This is a genomic window from Rhizobium sp. P2_G9 (genome assembly GCF_056403475.1).
The window spans coordinates 69,440-85,485 of sequence record NZ_JBFUFK010000002.1 but is presented as its reverse complement, the minus strand read 5'-3'; the positions used below and the strand labels follow the sequence as shown (position 1 = coordinate 85,485).

General features: G+C 58.9%; 14 protein-coding genes. 6 read left to right on the top strand and 8 right to left on the bottom strand.

Features of this window, described 5'->3' with window-relative positions:
• Positions 1-108 precede the first annotated feature (108 nt).
• The 3 genes from leuS to holA are packed head-to-tail and all read left to right on the top strand — an operon-like array spanning position 109 to position 4,334.
• Positions 109-2,739, top strand: coding sequence for a leucine--tRNA ligase (leuS, locus tag AC1DYF_RS02045; protein WP_477874729.1), 2,631 nt, complete (start codon positions 109-111; stop codon positions 2,737-2,739).
• Positions 2,726-3,253 carry a hypothetical protein gene (locus AC1DYF_RS02040; protein WP_477874727.1) on the top strand — a complete coding sequence of 176 codons (528 nt, stop codon included), beginning with the start codon at positions 2,726-2,728 and terminating at the stop codon, positions 3,251-3,253. The genes leuS and AC1DYF_RS02040 overlap by 14 nt, the downstream gene beginning before the upstream one ends.
• Positions 3,254-3,284: 31 nt before the next feature.
• Positions 3,285-4,334 carry a DNA polymerase III subunit delta gene (gene holA / locus AC1DYF_RS02035; protein WP_477874725.1) on the top strand — a complete coding sequence of 350 codons (1,050 nt, stop codon included), beginning with the start codon at positions 3,285-3,287 and terminating at the stop codon, positions 4,332-4,334.
• Positions 4,335-4,399: 65 nt separating this feature from the next.
• Here the strand turns inward: holA and AC1DYF_RS02030 are convergent, their stop codons facing one another.
• The 8 genes from AC1DYF_RS02030 to hemE form a co-directional block, all read right to left on the bottom strand.
• Positions 4,400-5,284 (bottom strand): ParB/RepB/Spo0J family partition protein, encoded by an 885-nt coding sequence (locus AC1DYF_RS02030; RefSeq protein WP_477874723.1) that lies wholly within the window; start codon positions 5,282-5,284, stop codon positions 4,400-4,402.
• Between the two features lie 35 nt (positions 5,285-5,319).
• Positions 5,320-6,108 (bottom strand): ParA family protein, encoded by a 789-nt coding sequence (locus tag AC1DYF_RS02025; protein WP_477874721.1) that lies wholly within the window; start codon positions 6,106-6,108, stop codon positions 5,320-5,322.
• Between the two features lie 12 nt (positions 6,109-6,120).
• Positions 6,121-6,726 carry a 16S rRNA (guanine(527)-N(7))-methyltransferase RsmG gene (rsmG, locus tag AC1DYF_RS02020; protein ID WP_477874719.1) on the bottom strand — a complete coding sequence of 202 codons (606 nt, stop codon included), beginning with the start codon at positions 6,724-6,726 and terminating at the stop codon, positions 6,121-6,123.
• A gap of 38 nt (positions 6,727-6,764) precedes the next feature.
• Complete coding sequence (gene mnmG / locus AC1DYF_RS02015; protein ID WP_477874717.1) at positions 6,765-8,633, bottom strand: tRNA uridine-5-carboxymethylaminomethyl(34) synthesis enzyme MnmG; 1,869 nt, start codon at positions 8,631-8,633, stop codon at positions 6,765-6,767.
• Between the two features lie 55 nt (positions 8,634-8,688).
• Positions 8,689-10,020, bottom strand: coding sequence for a tRNA uridine-5-carboxymethylaminomethyl(34) synthesis GTPase MnmE (gene mnmE / locus AC1DYF_RS02010; RefSeq protein ID WP_477874715.1), 1,332 nt, complete (start codon positions 10,018-10,020; stop codon positions 8,689-8,691).
• A 312-nt stretch (positions 10,021-10,332) separates the two neighbouring features.
• Positions 10,333-11,598 (bottom strand): transcription termination factor Rho, encoded by a 1,266-nt coding sequence (rho, locus tag AC1DYF_RS02005; protein ID WP_477874713.1) that lies wholly within the window; start codon positions 11,596-11,598, stop codon positions 10,333-10,335.
• 181 nt (positions 11,599-11,779) lie between these two features.
• The gene (gene hemJ / locus AC1DYF_RS02000) at positions 11,780-12,313 is read right to left on the bottom strand and encodes a protoporphyrinogen oxidase HemJ (protein ID WP_477874711.1); all 534 of its coding nucleotides are present in this window, start codon (positions 12,311-12,313) and stop codon (positions 11,780-11,782) included.
• A gap of 2 nt (positions 12,314-12,315) precedes the next feature.
• On the bottom strand, positions 12,316-13,353 hold the full coding sequence (hemE, locus tag AC1DYF_RS01995) for a uroporphyrinogen decarboxylase (protein ID WP_477874709.1): 1,038 nt from the start codon (positions 13,351-13,353) through the stop codon (positions 12,316-12,318).
• 400 nt (positions 13,354-13,753) lie between these two features.
• Between hemE and AC1DYF_RS01990 the strand changes: the two genes are divergently transcribed.
• The 3 genes from AC1DYF_RS01990 to AC1DYF_RS01980 are packed head-to-tail and all read left to right on the top strand — an operon-like array spanning position 13,754 to position 16,045.
• Positions 13,754-14,572, top strand: coding sequence for a pyruvate, water dikinase regulatory protein (locus tag AC1DYF_RS01990; RefSeq protein WP_477874704.1), 819 nt, complete (start codon positions 13,754-13,756; stop codon positions 14,570-14,572).
• Positions 14,573-14,592: 20 nt separating this feature from the next.
• Positions 14,593-15,192: a Maf-like protein gene (locus tag AC1DYF_RS01985; protein ID WP_477874702.1), complete on the top strand. Its 600-nt coding sequence runs from the start codon at positions 14,593-14,595 to the stop codon at positions 15,190-15,192.
• Positions 15,185-16,045, top strand: a complete 861-nt coding sequence (locus tag AC1DYF_RS01980; RefSeq protein ID WP_477874700.1) for a shikimate dehydrogenase — start codon at positions 15,185-15,187, stop codon at positions 16,043-16,045. The genes AC1DYF_RS01985 and AC1DYF_RS01980 overlap by 8 nt, the downstream gene beginning before the upstream one ends.
• Position 16,046: the final 1 nt, after the last annotated feature.

The following is a 16,046-nucleotide window of genomic DNA, read 5'->3' as shown; positions in this document are numbered from 1 at the left end:
CCAAGACCGGGCCGATCCATTCCGCCGAAAAACTTGACGCGACGCGGCTTTCATGATGAAGGTCAGCCCCAAATTTATTCGAGAATTCTGGGTTCCGGACAGCATCACATGGCATCAGAACGTTATAATCCGCGCGAGGTCGAACCGCGCTGGCAGCAGCATTGGGCCGAGGCGAAAGTCTTCGAAACCGATAACACCGACCCGCGTGAAAAATATTACGTCCTCGAAATGTTTCCCTATCCGTCGGGCCGCATCCATATGGGCCATGTGCGCAACTATGCCATGGGCGATGTCGTCGCCCGCTACAAGCGCGCCCGCGGCTTCAACGTGCTGCATCCCATGGGCTGGGACGCCTTCGGCATGCCGGCCGAAAACGCGGCGATGAAGAACAAGGTCCATCCGAAATCCTGGACCTACGACAACATCGCCGCCATGCGCAAGCAGCTGAAATCCATGGGACTTTCGCTGGATTGGTCGCGCGAATTCGCCACTTGCGACGTCGACTACTATCACCGCCAGCAGCATCTCTTCCTCGACATGATGGAAAAGGGCCTGGTCTATCGCAAGAATTCCAAGGTCAATTGGGACCCAGTCGACATGACCGTGCTCGCCAACGAGCAGGTCATCGATGGCCGCGGCTGGCGCTCCGACGCGCTGGTCGAGCAGCGCGAGCTGACGCAATGGTTCTTCAAGATCACCGCCTTCGCCCAGGATCTGCTGGACAGGCTCGACACGCTCGACCAATGGCCGGAAAAGGTCCGGCTGATGCAGAAGAACTGGATCGGCCGCTCCGAAGGCCTGACCGTTCGCTGGGAGACGGTGCCGAGCAACACGATCGGCGATCTCCGCGACATCATGGTCTATACGACCCGCCCGGACACACTGTTCGGCGCCTCCTTTCTGGCCATCTCGGCTGATCACCCGGTCGCCAAGGCTGCCGCCGAGCGCGATCCGGCGATCGCCGAGTTCTGCGAGGAATGCCGCCGTTCCGGCACGTCGGTCGCTGCCTTGGAGACAGCCGAGAAAAAGGGTGTCGACACCGGCATCCGCGTGCTGCATCCCTTCGACCGCGACTGGCAGATTCCGGTCTACATCGCCAATTTCGTGCTGATGGAATATGGCACGGGCGCCATTTTCGGCTGCCCGTCGGGCGACCAGCGCGACCTCGATTTCGCCAACAAATACGGCCTGCCGGTCGTGCCGGTGGTGATGCCGAAGGATGGCAACAAGGACGAGTTCAAGGTCACCGACACCGCCTATGTCGACGACGGCGTAATGATCAATTCGCGTTTCCTCGACGGCATGACCACAGATGCCGCCTTCGAAGAGGTTGCCAATCGCCTGGCCAGTCATTTCATCCACGACCAGCCGCAAGGCGAACGCAAGGTGAATTTCCGCCTGCGCGACTGGGGCATTTCGCGTCAGCGCTATTGGGGCTGCCCGATTCCGGTCATCCATTGCGAAGTCTGCGGCGTCGTGCCAGTGCCGAAGAAGGACTTGCCGGTCAAACTGCCTGACGATGTCGACTTCGAAAAGCCCGGCAATCCGCTCGATCGCCATGCGACCTGGCGCCACGTCGCCTGCCCGCAATGCGGCGCCGACGCGCGTCGTGAAACCGACACGATGGACACCTTCGTCGATTCCTCCTGGTATTACACCCGCTTCACCGCGCCCTGGGAAGATGCGCCGACCGACCCTGCCGTCGCCAATGCCTGGCTGCCGGTCGACCAATATATCGGCGGCATCGAGCATGCGATCCTGCACCTGCTCTATTCGCGCTTCTTCACCCGCGCCATGCGCGAGACCGGCCATGTCGGTCTCGACGAGCCGTTCAAGGGCCTGTTCACCCAGGGCATGGTCGTGCACGAGACCTATAGCCGCGGCGAAGGCCATGGCCGCGAATGGATCGAGCCGGCCTTCGTCAAGGTCGACGAGATCGACGGCAAGCGCATCGCCTCGCATATGGACACCGGCGAGCCGATCGCCATCGGCTCGATCGAAAAGATGTCGAAGTCGAAGAAGAACGTCGTCGATCCCGACGACATTATCGGCTCCTATGGTGCTGATACGGCTCGCTTTTTCGTGCTGTCCGATTCGCCGCCCGATCGCGACGTGATCTGGACCGAGGCCGGCGTCGAGGGCGCGCACCGTTTTGTCCAGCGCGTCTGGCGGCTGGTCTCCGAAGCGGCCGACGTTTTGAGGGGCGTACAAAGCAAGCCGGCTCAGGATGGCGAAGCGCTGGCCATCTCGCAGATTGCCCACAAGACGCTGAAGGCTGTCGGATATGACTATGAGCGGTTGGGCTTCAACAAGGCCGTCGCCCGCATCTACGAACTGGTCAATGCCCTTGCGGCACCCCTGACCCAGGTTGCCTCCGGCAAGGCGGACGCGGTGACAATCGCAGCCGCCCGAGAGGCCGTGGAAATCCTGGTCCGCCTTGTTGCGCCGATGACGCCGCATCTGGCCGAAGAGTGCTGGGGCCTGCTCGGCAATACCGGCATGGTCTGCGAAGCCGGCTGGCCCGCCTATGACGAAGCGCTGGTGGCTGAAAACGTCATCACGCTGCCGGTGCAGATCAACGGCAAGAAGCGGGCGGATTTGACAATCGCGCGCGATGCGGATCAAAGTTCGGTCGAAGAAGCAGTGTTGGCGCTCGACAGCGTCCGTTCCGCGCTGGACGGAAAGATGCCGAAGAAGATCATCGTGGTTCCGCAGAGGATCGTGAATGTCGTGGTTTGAGCTGAAAGTCCGGTCCGGCGCAAAAACTCTCCTGGCGGCGCTGGTCCTGCCGCTTCTGCTGCTGGTGAGCGGCTGCACCGTGCGACCGCTTTATGCCACGGATAGCAAGGTGGATCCGGCGCTGAAATCGATCGTGTTTTCGGAAGCGGACACGCGTGTCGAACTGCAACTGCGCAACGATCTGATCTTCCTGACATCCGGCGGCGCCGGCGAGCCCGCCAACCCGGAATATCAGGTCGATATCAAGCTCGTCGAACGCAATGTCGGCGTGCTGCTCGACCTGACCACTGATCTGCCGCGCGCCGGCCGTCTGGTGTTGAAGGCAGATTTCACGCTGAAGCGCATTTCCACCGGCGAAGTCCTGCGCACCGGCCATCGTTCTTCCGTGGCGCTCGTCGACTTCCCCGGCCAGCAATATGCCAAGCTGCGCGCCATCAAGGATGCCGAAGACCGCTCCGCTCGCGAACTCGCCGAACTCATCCGCGCCGACCTCGCGGTCTGGATGTCGCGCTGACGAACCACCTGGTTTTTCTGGATTTTGACGCATGGCGGAGATCAAGGCCCACGAATTCGACCAATTCGTGAAGCGGCGCGCCCGCGATTATCGCATCTTCCTGGTCTACGGCCCTGATCGGGGCCTGGTTTCCGAACGCGCCGGCGAACTCGTCAAGATCACAGGCGTCAGCACCGACGACGCCTTTTCCTTCATGCGCCTCGACGCATCGGACCTGGCCGGTGACCCCGGCCGTCTATTCGATGAAGCCTATTCGACCGGCTTGTTCGGCGGCGAGAAACTCATCTGGATCAAAGGCGCCGGCGCCGACAAGAACCTGTCGGAGGCGCTCGCGGCACTCTCCGAGAAGGCGCCGGAAAATGCCTGGATCATCATCGAGGCCGGCGACCTGAAGAAGGGTGCCAATCTGCGAAGGGCCGCCGAGAGTGGTCACGCCGCGGTCGCCATACCCTGTTACGCCGACGACACGAAGAGCCTGAACGCTTTGATCGACGAAGAACTAACTTCGTTTCAGCTGCGAATCGATTCGGACGCCCGGCAGTCTCTCCTGGAAAGTCTCGGCGGGGATCGCATCGCTTCCCGTGGTGAAATCCGCAAGCTCGCGCTCTACGCCATGGGCGAGCCTATCATCAAACTGCAGCATGTGCTTGATATCATTGGCGATGCCAGCGCCATTTCCACCGATGACGCCGTTGACGCCATTCTCCAGGGTGATAAAGCCGGCTTCCTGCATGCCACGCAGAAAGTCATCGCCTCGAAAACCAGCGTGTTCCTGATTCTCCAGGGCTGCCAGAGACAATTTCAGTTGCTGGACGTAATGCGCTCCGACATGGATGCCCGGAAAATCTCCACAGGCGATGCACTGAACCAACACGCGCGATCGCTGCATTTCCGACGTCGCCCGATCATCGAGAACGCGCTGCGGAATTGGACATCCACGGCCATTTCCATCGAACTCAACCGGCTGCAGTCTGCCATCCTGCAGACACGCCAGCGCGCCGCCCTGGAAGATACGATCGCGATGCAAACCCTGCTCGCGACCACGTTGATTGCCGAGAGAAACAAGAGTACCCGTCGCTGACGCGGCAAGGGAAACCGCATCCAGCCCGGGCACAGTTCGATTCTATAGATCAATACGATCCGCTATCAGACTCGCTCAAGCAGTCGGCAGATCTGCTCCAACTGTTCCAGGGACTTATAGGCAATCACCAGGCGTCCGCCCTCGCCGTTGTGGGACACCTTGACCTGCAGGCCGAGCCGGTTGGAAAGATCGCGCTCCAACGCCATCGTATCGGCATCCTTTTCCGGCGCTTTGGGTTCGGTGCCGGCGGGATTGCTCTGCGCCTTGATGTCGTTCTGCGCCAGCCGCTCGGCATCGCGCACGGAAAGCCCCTTGTTGACGATCGCCTTGGCCAGCGCCACAGGATCGGACGTCGGGATCAGAGCGCGTGCGTGACCGGCGGAAAGGCTACCGTCGAACAGCATCTGGCGCACGGGATCCGGCAGTTTCAACAACCGTAAGCTGTTGGCGACATGCGACCGGCTCTTGCCGATGATTTCGCCAAGATCATTCTGCGTGTAGCCATGCTCTGCAATCAACTGTTCGTAGCCCATCGCCTCTTCGACCGGATTGAGGTCGGAGCGCTGAACGTTTTCGACAATTGCAAGTTCGAGCGCCGTGCGATCATCGACATCGCGAATGATCACCGGAATTTCGACAAGCCCCGCCAGCTGGGCCGCGCGCCAGCGGCGCTCGCCAGCGATGATCTCGTATTTACTGTCGCCGACCGTACGCACCACGACCGGCTGCACAATCCCGTGCTGCCGGATCGAAGACGCCAGATCCTGCAATTCGTCCTCGGAGAAATTCTTTCGCGGGTTCTTCGGATTACGGCTGATCAGTTCGATCGGAACCTTGCGGTCCGCGCTGATCGCGGGACGGCCTGGAGCCGCTGTCAACGGCTGGTCCATCTCTCCAATGAGTGCGGCAAGTCCACGGCCGAGACGGCGTTTTGAGGGATCATCGTTCATAACGCATGCACCAGTTATTTCGGAGGTGAATCAAATCAGGCAGCTTTGCTCTGCCGTTCTCGCTGAATGACTTCCGACGCGAGTTGAAGATAGGCTTGGCTGCCGGCACATTTGAGATCGTAGAGGATCGCCGGCTTGCCATAGGAGGGAGCCTCGGAGACGCGGACATTTCTGGGGATCAGCGTGTGATAGACCTTTTCACCGAGATGTTCTCGTACATCCGAAACAACCTGTTGCGCCAGATTGTTACGGGCATCGAACATTGTCAGCACGATGCCCTGGATATCCAGCGTTGGATTGACCGTCTGCCGTACTTGATCGATGGTTTCCAGCAGCTGGCTAAGGCCCTCAAGCGCGAAAAATTCGCATTGCAGCGGCACCAGAACCGACTGCGCCGCGGCCATGGCATTCATTGTCAGCAAATTGAACGAGGGAGGACAATCTACTAGAATATAGTCGTAGGCCTCCGCGCCACCGCCCGCGAGCGCCTTTTTGAGCCGGAATACACGGTCGCTCTCACGACCGATCTCCATTTCAACACCAAGGAGGTCCATCGTGGATGCTGCAATGAAGAGATTGGGAACCACGGTCGCAATCGCCACTTCGGCTATGCTATGTGTGCCCACAAGCAGATCGTAGGTCGACAGCTTTCTGTCCCGCCGATTGATGCCGAGACCGGTACTGGCATTCCCCTGAGGATCCAGATCAACAATAAGGACACTCTCGCCAATCGCCGCCAGCGCAGTCGCCAGATTGATGGCCGTCGTCGTTTTACCGACGCCACCCTTCTGATTGGCGATGGTAATGATACGATTCTTTCTCATACCGCCCACCGATTACATTGACTTCCGTGTGAGATCGCTGATCTCAAGGATGACAGAGTCGCTTTCAATCACACTGGAATGTTCTACCAGATCGAATTTCCAGCGCCTATGCGAAATTTCGACTTCGCGCCGGTAATCCCGGCCTTTATGAAAAAATGCCTTGAGATTCTGATTTCGCGTCGCCCAAGGTTCAATAAATTCGCAAAGACTATCCAGGTCTGCGAGCGCCCGCGCCGAAACACGATCGCAAGACGGGAGCAATTCCGTAGCCGTTTCAATTCTTGTCGAATGAACGGAACCTCGAGCGCCTGTTTCAAGCAGCGCCATTCTGAGAAAGGACGCCTTCTTGTGGTTGCTTTCGACCAGGTGGACCCAACCGTCGCCGAGTTCGGCGAGGCAAATGGCAGTAATTATTCCAGGAAAGCCGCCGCCGCTGCCCAGATCAACCCAGGAGAATGCGCCGGGCGACAGCGCATAAATCTGTAAGCTGTCGCGAATATGCCGATCCCAAAGCTCGGCATGCGTCGAAGAAGCGACCAAGTTTATGCTGCGCGACCATTTTTGAAACAGCGCCGCAAAACGCTCCAAGCGGTCCCGCGTTTCACGTGAAACACTCATTACGGTTGTCACTAGGATCAGACTCTCAAATGTTGCAATCAGGAGGCGATCCGCTCGTCGCCTTGACGGCGTATCGCCACCAAGAGAAGCGATATCGCGGCAGGCGTCATGCCGTCAATTCGAGACGCTTGCGAAATATTTGCCGGCTTGTGCCGTTGCAACTTCTGCTTTAGTTCGTTTGACAACCCTGACAACGCGGCGAAATCAAGAGTATCGGGAATTCTGCGGCTTTCTTCTCGCTTGACCTGAGCAATGTCCGAAGCCTGGCGGTCCATATAGACATGATAGGCGGCTTCGATCTCCAGCGCCTCTCGAACGCGCCGGGATGTTTTCTGCAGATCAGGCCAGATTGACGCAATCCGGACGAAATCGATATCCGCATAGGACAGAAGATCATAGGCCGACCGTCTCTGTCCATCCTGGTTCAGCTTGAGATCGAATGCCGCCGCTTGCTTTGGCGTCAGAGCGACATTTTGCGCATAGTCCCGCGCCCAATCGAGCTCTTCGGCCCAGATTTCGAATTTCTCTCGCCGCTCATGGCTGACAATGCCGAGCTCGACGCCGAGCGGCGTCAGGCGCTGATCCGCATTGTCGGCGCGCAGCGACAGACGATATTCCGCCCGGGACGTGAACATGCGATAGGGCTCCGAAACACCCTTCGACGTCAAATCATCGATCATCACGCCGATATAGGACTGTGTCCGGCTGAATTCGATCGCATCCGACCCACCGGCCTTGCGCGCTGCATTCAATCCAGCGACCAGGCCTTGGGCTGCGGCCTCTTCATAGCCAGTCGTGCCGTTGATCTGGCCGGCGAGAAAAAGCCCGGCCAGCCGTTTCGTTTCGAGGGAGAAATGGAGCTCTCGCGGATCGACATGATCATATTCGATAGCGTAGCCCGGCTGTAGAATTCGAACTTTTTCCAGCCCCGGAACGGTGTGGATAAAGGCCTCCTGAACGTCCTCAGGCAGCGAGGTGGAGATCCCGTTCGGATAAACGGTATCGTCATCCAGTCCTTCCGGCTCCAGGAAGATCTGATGCCCGTCGCGCTCGCCGAAGCGAACGATCTTGTCCTCGATCGACGGGCAATAGCGAGGACCGATGCCCTCGATCTGCCCGGAATACATCGCCGAGCGACCGATATTCTCCGAGATGATTTTGTGGGTCTCCGGAGTCGTTCTCGTCACACCGCACTCGATCTTTCGATTGACAATCGTTTCGGTCATGAACGAAAACGGGATGGGATCGTCATCAGCGCCTTGGCGCCCGACAGAATCCCAGTCGATCGTCTTGCCGTCCAGGCGCGCCGGAGTGCCCGTCTTCAACCGCGCCAGGGAAAATCCAGCCCGCGCAAGCGTGCCTGAAAGGCCTAGAGAAGGATCCTCTCCAACGCGGCCAGCCGGAATCTTGCGATCTCCGATATGAATCAAGCCACGCAGAAATGTGCCCGTCGTCAGGACAACGGAACGGCACCCAAATTCGCGGCCATCCGCGAGCACGACACCGTTGATCGAACCGTCGGCGATACGAAGATCATAAACATCACCCTCGACGATCTCCAGATTCTGATATTCGGAGAGGGTCGATTGCATGGCGAGACGATAGAGCTTTCGGTCCGCCTGCGTCCGTGGGCCACGGACCGCGGGACCCTTGCGCCGGTTCAGCATGCGAAACTGGATACCCGCTGCATCGGCGACGCGCCCCATCACACCGTCGAGCGCATCGACTTCCCTGACAAGGTGACCTTTTCCCAATCCACCAATGGCTGGATTGCAGGACATGACGCCGATCGTCTCGCGCTTATGGGTGATCAAAGCCGTTCTGGCTCCGAATCGAGCCGCAGCCGCGGCGGCGTCGCTGCCCGCGTGACCGCCCCCAACGACGATGACATCAAAATGCGTATTCATATCACTGTCCTTCTGCGAGCCCACACATGAGGTCTCACGCGAAATGGATCGCCGATCACTTTCCGATGCAGAACTCCGAGAAAATCACCCCGAGCAGCTCTTCGACGTCGACAAACCCAGTCAGCTTCCCGAGGATATGCGATACCTGCCGCAAATACTCGGACCTGACTTCGATATTCAGTGCGTGGTCCCTGACGCTCCTCTCGAGGATTTCCAGGGCTTCCCGCAACAACGCCGCCTGGCGTTCCCGAACCACTGTGGCGCCACCCGGCATGCTCGTAGCGCGTTCGACATGCGCCAGGATTCGTTTCGTAAGTGAATCGATTCCTTCGCCAGTCAATGTAGAGATCGCTGCTGCGGCACCGGCGCTATCCATCGCGCCAGGGTGATTCTCTGCCAGATCGACCTTCGTCACAATTCTCTCGACGGCAGCCTGTACACCAATTTCTTCATCGGGGCCAGTGTCACGGATATCCTTCAACAAAAGCACCAGATCGGCGCCTTGCAATGAGCGGCGCGTGCGGCGGATACCTTCGACTTCGATGACATCGGCGGTTTCGCGCAGACCCGCCGTGTCGGTGAGCGTCACGAGAAAACCACCAATATTCATGTCCACGGAGATGATATCGCGCGTGGTTCCGGGGAGAGCGGTGACGATTGCCGCATCGCGCCGAGCCAAGGCATTGAGGAGACTTGATTTTCCGGCGTTTGGCCGGCCGGCGATGACCACTTTGAAACCGTCCCGAATGATCTCGGCCGACTTCTGCTGTCCAAGATGATCGCGAATGTCGTCAGCCAGGCCGGAAACTTGTTCCCAGACGCTGTCGCTGACATCGCCGGGGATATCGTCTTCTTCCGGAAAATCCAGGGCCGCTTCTATCAGCGCCCGCGCCCGGGTCAGTTGCCGCATCCAGCCCTGATAGAGCGCCGACAGTCGGCCGTCGCTCTGCTCGATCGCCAAACGGCGCTGCATCTCGGTTTCTGCGGCAATCAGATCGGCCAGACCTTCGATCTCCACAAGATCCAGCTTGCCATTCTCAAAGGCGCGACGGGAGAACTCACCGGCCTCGGCCATGCGCAAGCCGAGCTGAGCCAGCCGCGCCAGAACGGCGTTGATAACGGCACGTCCGCCGTGAAGCTGGAGTTCGGCACAGTCCTCGCCGGTGAAGGAATTGGGCGACGGGAAAACCAGGACGACGCCCTTGTCGATGACATTGCCGTCCTGGTCACGAATCCGGCGAAGGCTCGCTATTCTTGGCTGGGGCAGCGGACCGCACATAGCCTCAAGCGCCATGTCTGCGTCGCGTCCGGAAATCCGGATCATGGCGACGCCCGATGGCGGCGCGCCACTCGACAGAGCATAGATCGTGTCTTGAGCACGCGACATGTTTTACCCCAGGCATGCTTTTCCAGAAGCGCGGTATGCGTTCTGCGTCAGCATGCCAAAAATAGTGACTCTAAAGCGCGTCGCGATCTCCGGGATTCGCTCCCGGCGCTTTAGCTCTTCATTTTTGCGCGTCTCCCGAACCCGGTTACCACTTTCGGGAGACATGCTTTTAGGCGCGAGAGGTAGCGGCAATATGAAGCTCAAGCGTCAGAAATCCGGTGATCGCACGAAGGAGTGGGGTCCATAAACGAAACGGCCCGGCATCTCAAGCCGCTTTCGCGTGGGATGCCGGGCCGAAGTGGAAGATCAAAATCAGGTATTCATCGAATCGAAGAAATCGCCGTTGTTCTTCGTCGACTTGAGCTTGTCGATGAGGAATTCGATCGCATCGGTCGTGCCCATCGGCGCGAGAATGCGGCGGAGCACGAAGACCTTCTGCAGATCCTGGCGCGGAACCAGCAGGTCTTCCTTGCGGGTGCCGGACTTGAGGATGTCCATAGCCGGGAAGATGCGTTTGTCGGCGACCTTGCGGTCGAGCACGATTTCCGAGTTGCCGGTGCCCTTGAATTCTTCGAAGATGACTTCGTCCATGCGGCTGCCGGTGTCGATCAGCGCGGTTGCAATGATCGTCAGCGAACCGCCTTCTTCGATGTTGCGCGCGGCGCCGAAGAACCGCTTCGGCCGCTGCAAGGCATTGGCGTCGACACCGCCGGTCAGCACCTTGCCGGAGGACGGTACGACGGTGTTGTAGGCGCGGCCGAGACGGGTGATCGAATCGAGCAGGATGACAACGTCGCGGCCATGCTCGACCAGGCGCTTGGCCTTTTCGATAACCATTTCGGCGACCTGGACGTGGCGCACCGCCGGCTCGTCGAAGGTCGAGGAGACGACCTCGCCGCGCACCGAGCGCTGCATGTCCGTCACTTCTTCCGGACGTTCGTCAATCAGCAGCACGATCAGATAGCATTCGGGGTGATTCGCCGTGATCGAATGGGCGATGTTCTGCAGGAGCACCGTCTTACCGGTGCGCGGCGGCGCAACGATCAGGCCGCGCTGGCCTTTGCCGAGTGGCGCCACGAGATCGATGACGCGCGGCGACATGTCCTTGTTGGTGGGGATATCCAGTTCCATCTTGAAGCGCTCGTTCGGATAGAGCGGTGTCAGATTGTCGAAATGGACCTTGTGGCGGATCTTTTCGGGATCCTCGAAATTGATCGTATTGACTTTCAGCAGCGCGAAATAGCGTTCGCCTTCCTTGGGGCTGCGGATCGGGCCTTCGACCGTGTCGCCGGTCTTCAGCGAGAAGCGGCGGATCTGCGAGGGAGAGATATAAATATCGTCCGGACCTGGGAGATAGTTGGCATTGGCCGAGCGGAGGAAGCCGAAGCCGTCCTGCAACACTTCGACCACGCCTTCGCCGATGATTTCAACTTCCTGGGCGGCGAGATTCTTGAGGATCGCAAACATCAATTCCTGTTTGCGCATCACACTCGCGTTTTCGACGGCCACTGATTCGGCGAAAGCAAGCAAATCGGTTGCTGTTTTATTCTTAAGTTCCTGAAGCTTCATTTCAGCCATAAAGGGGACCACAACGTGTTGGGGTAGGGGGAGATAAACCGACACCGGTTCTGAGAGAAAGGCATGTGCGAGGGGGATGGGGACACGCCGCGATGCGGTGAAGCACTGTCTTAAAAATAATGCTTCGTCTGCGTCATCGCAAGACCGGTCTGCCAGAAATGCCGTGGATTAGCAAGATATATCAGAAAGGTTTCAACACCACCATCAGCACGATGACAATCATCAACAGCGCCGGCACTTCGTTCATGATCCGCCAATGGCGCTGACTACCAGGTCTTTCATCGCGTAGAAAAGCGCGATAGCTGCGGCCGTAGTAAACATGCACGGCAGTCAGCAGCACGACGCCAAGAAGCTTGATATGCAGCCAACCGCCTTGGAAGCGGAACACGGTCCAGGCGAGATAAAGGCCGAGCAACCAGGCGAGCATCATCGCCGGCGTCATGATGATTCGGTAGAGCCGGCCCTCCATCAGCTTGAATAGTTCCGACGCTTCCGAGCCGGATTTGGTATCGAGGTGATAGATGAACAACCGCGGCAGATAGAGGAGGCCAGCCATCCAGGCGATCACCGCCATGATGTGGAAAGCCTTGATCCAGAGATAGAGATTGTCGGGATCGAGCGCCGCAATCAGAGCCATGACGATGACGAAAACGGAGAGCCCGATGCCGGCGCGCAGCCAGGCCTTGCTTCCCGAGGGGGAAGGCGATGTCGCCATGATCAAGTCCCCCGATAGGCGCGAAGGCGGTCCAGAAGCCGTGTCACATTAGCCGGATCGGCCTGCGGCGTGATTCCGTGGCCGAGATTGAAGATCAGCGGCCCATGACCAAGTCGCTCAAGGATACGATCCACCCCAGCATCCAGCGCCGCGCCACCCGCCGCCATCAGCAGCGGATCGAGATTGCCCTGCACCGGGCCTGCCTTCTGCAGCTCGGCCGCGAAATCCAGCGGTACGGTCCAATCGAGGCCGATGCAGTCGGCCGTCGTGCCCTGCCGATAGGTCTTCAGATTGAAGCCCGCGCCTTTGGCAAAAGCGATAATCCGGGCCTGCGGCCGCTCGGCCCGCACGGCATCGATGATCTTGCGCACAGGCTTGACGGCATGAGTTTCGAATTCCCGGTCGCCCAGCACGCCAGCCCAGGAATCGAAGATCTGTACTGCATCGGCGCCAGCATCGATCTGCGCCACTAGATAACGTGCCGAGGCTTCCGCAATCAATGCCAGCAGCTTTTCGAAGCTTTTCGGATGCTGATAGGCAAAAAGCCGCGCCGGCGCCTGGTCCGGCGTTCCCTCGCCGGCAATCATGTAGGTGGCGATCGTCCAGGGCGCCCCACAGAAACCAAGCAATGTCGTCTCGGCCGACAGCAGCGAACGGAGCCGTGCCACCGTCTCGAAGACGGGTGCTAGACGCTTTTCGATATCGGGCATGGTCAGTGCATCGACACCGGCGACATCGATCGGATCAAGTTTCGGCCCCTCTCCTTCGACAAAGCGGACATTGCGGTCGAAGGCATCGGGAATGACCAGGATATCGGAGAACAATATCGCGGCATCAAAACCATATCGCCGAATCGGCTGCAACGTCACCTCTGTCGCAAGCTCCGGCGTGTAACAGAGCTCGAGGAAGGTTTTCGCCTGCAATCGCGTCTGCCGGTATTCGGGAAGATAGCGACCGGCCTGACGCATCAGCCAGACAGGCGGAGGCGTGACGGTCTCGCCCTCCAGCACCGCCATGATCGCCCGTTTCGGCTTTTCCACATCCCACCTCTTAAAAAATAAAGGATCTATAAAGGTTTGCTATTTCTTAAGAGTCGGTGAGATTCAAGGATTAAAGTGTCTCAGTCTGTTTTCCAGAGCCCCCTGCGCCCTGACATCAACGTGTACTCTATCTGAAACTCTCTGTGGGAAATAAGGTGGCTTTCGGATTCCGTTTTGAGATTCAAGAGGCTAGTAGGCGTCGCTCTTGGCTGGCTGCTGTGGATAATCCATGAATGCAATAGAGTTAACTTTCGGTTAATGGATTTTTGCACAGGCGCGGCGCAAAACTCTCCGCGCGGCGAAGCGCTGTGGACAAATCGCAGGTTTTCCCCGACAGAGGAAATCGGACGGAAGAAATCGGTGCTTTGTCCACCGCCATCAACAGGCCGGACTCTATAGCGTGGAAAACAAGAAAAAGTTCTTTCATCTGCATCTGATTTCTGACTCGACAGGCGAGACTCTGATCGCGGCCGGCCGCGCCGCGGCATCGCAGTTCGGTGACAGCATGGCGGTGGAACATGTCTATCCGCTGGTCCGGAACCGCAAGCAGGTGACGGATGTGCTGGCGGAGATCGACGCCGCGCCCGGCATCGTGCTGCACACCGTCATCGATCAGGAACTGGCGGCGGTCATCGATCAGACCTGCCGGGAGATGGGCGTGCCCTGCGTGTCGGTGATCGAGCCCGTGCTGCAAATCTTCCAATCCTATCTGGGTGCGCCGTCGCGGCGCCGGGTGGGTGCACAACATGCGCTGAACGCCGGCTATTTCAAGCGCATCGAAGCGCTCAACTTCACCATGGACCATGATGATGGTCAGCTGCCGCATGATATCGATGAAGCCGACGTCGTGCTGCTCGGCATCAGTCGCACGTCGAAAACGCCGACGGCGATCTATCTTGCCAATCGCGGCATCAAGACGGCGAACATCCCCGTGGTAAACGGTTTGAAGCTGCCGGAAAAACTGTTTGCCGCGACCAAGCCATTGATCGTTTGCCTGATCGCGCAGATCGACCATATTTCACAGGTCCGGCAAAATCGCGTGATAGGGTCGGCGATCGGGTACCAGGATTCCTATACGGACCGGTCGATGATTGCCGAGGAGCTGAAATATGCCAAGCAGCTCTGCGCGCGTCACAACTGGCCGGTCATCGACGTGACCAGGAAATCGATTGAGGAAACTGCCGCGGCTATCGTCGCCCTGCGCCCGAGACTGAGATGATGCAATCTGGACCGATAGCGATGAACGCCAAATTGATCCTTGCCTCCAAGAGTGCCTCCCGGCAGTCATTGATGACAAACGCGGGATTGCAATATGAATCGATCCCGGCGGAAATTGACGAGCGTGCCATAGAGGCTAGTCTGTCCACACGCTACGCCAAGCCGCCGGATGTTGCGCTCGAGCTCGCGCGTGCGAAAGCGCAATGGGTGTCGGATCGCTATCCGGACGCCTATGTCATCGGCTCCGACCAGGTCTTGTCGCTCGGCATGCGGCTGTTCCACAAGCCGCTGAGCATAGGCGAGGCAGGTGACCATATCCGCGCCTTGTCGGGCGAGGCGCATCATCTCAACTGCGGTGTGGCGATTGCCTTCGGGGGTTCGATATTGTGGTCGGACGTGTCGATCGCCGTGATGACCATGCGGACGATCTCGCCGTCCTTCCTGCAAACCTACCTGGACATGGCGGGCGAAAGCATTCTGCAAAGCGTCGGCGCCTATCAGTTCGAGGGTCCCGGAATCCAGCTCTTCGAGACTATCGAAGGCGACTATTTCACCATTCTCGGCCTGCCGATGCTGAGGCTGCTGGCCGGCTTGCGCAACCTGGGTGTCATCGATGCGTGATTCACGTGAAACATCGTTAACGCAGGCCTTCGTCTGCGGTCATCCGATCAAGCATTCCCGCTCGCCGATAATCCATGGATACTGGCTGAAAATGTTTGGGATCGCAGGCGGCTACCGCGCCGTCGATGTCGCGCCGGATGAATTCGCCGCCTTCATCGGCCGACTGAAATCGGCTGAGTCGGAATTTGCCGGCGGCAATGTGACAATCCCGCACAAGGAGCGAGCCTTCACGCTTGCTGACGAACCGGATGAATTGGCCAGCGAACTCGGGGCAGCCAACACCCTCTATAAGCAGGAAGGCCGGCTGCGCGCGACCAATACCGACGGTTACGGTTTCCTGGCCAATCTCGATGATCGAGCCCAGGGCTGGGATGGAAAGAAGGACATCGCCGTGATCCTCGGCGCTGGCGGCGCCAGCCGGGCGATCATCCAGGCCGTTCGCGATCGCGGCTTCGCCGAAATCCATGTTCTCAATCGTACCGTCGAGCGCGCGCAGGAACTTGCCGATCGATTTGGCGAACGGATCCATGCCGCGCCGATCGCAGCACTGGCCGAACGCCTCGATGGCGCAAACCTGTTCGTCAACACGACCTCGCTCGGCATGGATGACGGCGAAGCGCCGGAGATCGATTTCTCGCCGATGGCCGATGACGGGCTGGTCACCGATATCGTCTACGTGCCGTTGATGACTCCCTTCCTTCAGCAGGCGGAGGCGCAGGGTCGGCGGATTACAGACGGGCTCGGCATGCTGCTGCATCAGGCAGTGCCGGGTTTTGAAAAATGGTTCGGCCGCCGGCCTGTCGTGACCGAGGAACTCAGGGCAAAAATCGTCGCCGACCTGGGGCACCACTAAG

Excerpts from the sequence above, each read along its gene's own strand:
- hemJ (WP_477874711.1), bottom strand. The coding sequence starts at position 12,313 with ATGGCGACATCGCCTTCCCCCTCGGGAAGCAAGGCCTGGCTGCGCGCC.
- AC1DYF_RS02025 (WP_477874721.1), bottom strand. The coding sequence starts at position 6,108 with ATGAGAAAGAATCGTATCATTACCATCGCCAATCAGAAGGGTGGCGTC.
- AC1DYF_RS02030 (WP_477874723.1), bottom strand. The coding sequence starts at position 5,284 with ATGAACGATGATCCCTCAAAACGCCGTCTCGGCCGTGGACTTGCCGCA.
- AC1DYF_RS01985 (WP_477874702.1), top strand. The coding sequence starts at position 14,593 with ATGAACGCCAAATTGATCCTTGCCTCCAAGAGTGCCTCCCGGCAGTCA.
- mnmG (WP_477874717.1), bottom strand. The coding sequence starts at position 8,633 with ATGAATACGCATTTTGATGTCATCGTCGTTGGGGGCGGTCACGCGGGC.
- leuS (WP_477874729.1), top strand. The coding sequence starts at position 109 with ATGGCATCAGAACGTTATAATCCGCGCGAGGTCGAACCGCGCTGGCAG.
- mnmE (WP_477874715.1), bottom strand. The coding sequence starts at position 10,020 with ATGTCGCGTGCTCAAGACACGATCTATGCTCTGTCGAGTGGCGCGCCG.
- rho (WP_477874713.1), bottom strand. The coding sequence starts at position 11,598 with ATGGCTGAAATGAAGCTTCAGGAACTTAAGAATAAAACAGCAACCGAT.
- AC1DYF_RS01980 (WP_477874700.1), top strand. The coding sequence starts at position 15,185 with ATGCGTGATTCACGTGAAACATCGTTAACGCAGGCCTTCGTCTGCGGT.
- holA (WP_477874725.1), top strand. The coding sequence starts at position 3,285 with ATGGCGGAGATCAAGGCCCACGAATTCGACCAATTCGTGAAGCGGCGC.
- rsmG (WP_477874719.1), bottom strand. The coding sequence starts at position 6,726 with ATGAGTGTTTCACGTGAAACGCGGGACCGCTTGGAGCGTTTTGCGGCG.
- AC1DYF_RS02040 (WP_477874727.1), top strand. The coding sequence starts at position 2,726 with ATGTCGTGGTTTGAGCTGAAAGTCCGGTCCGGCGCAAAAACTCTCCTG.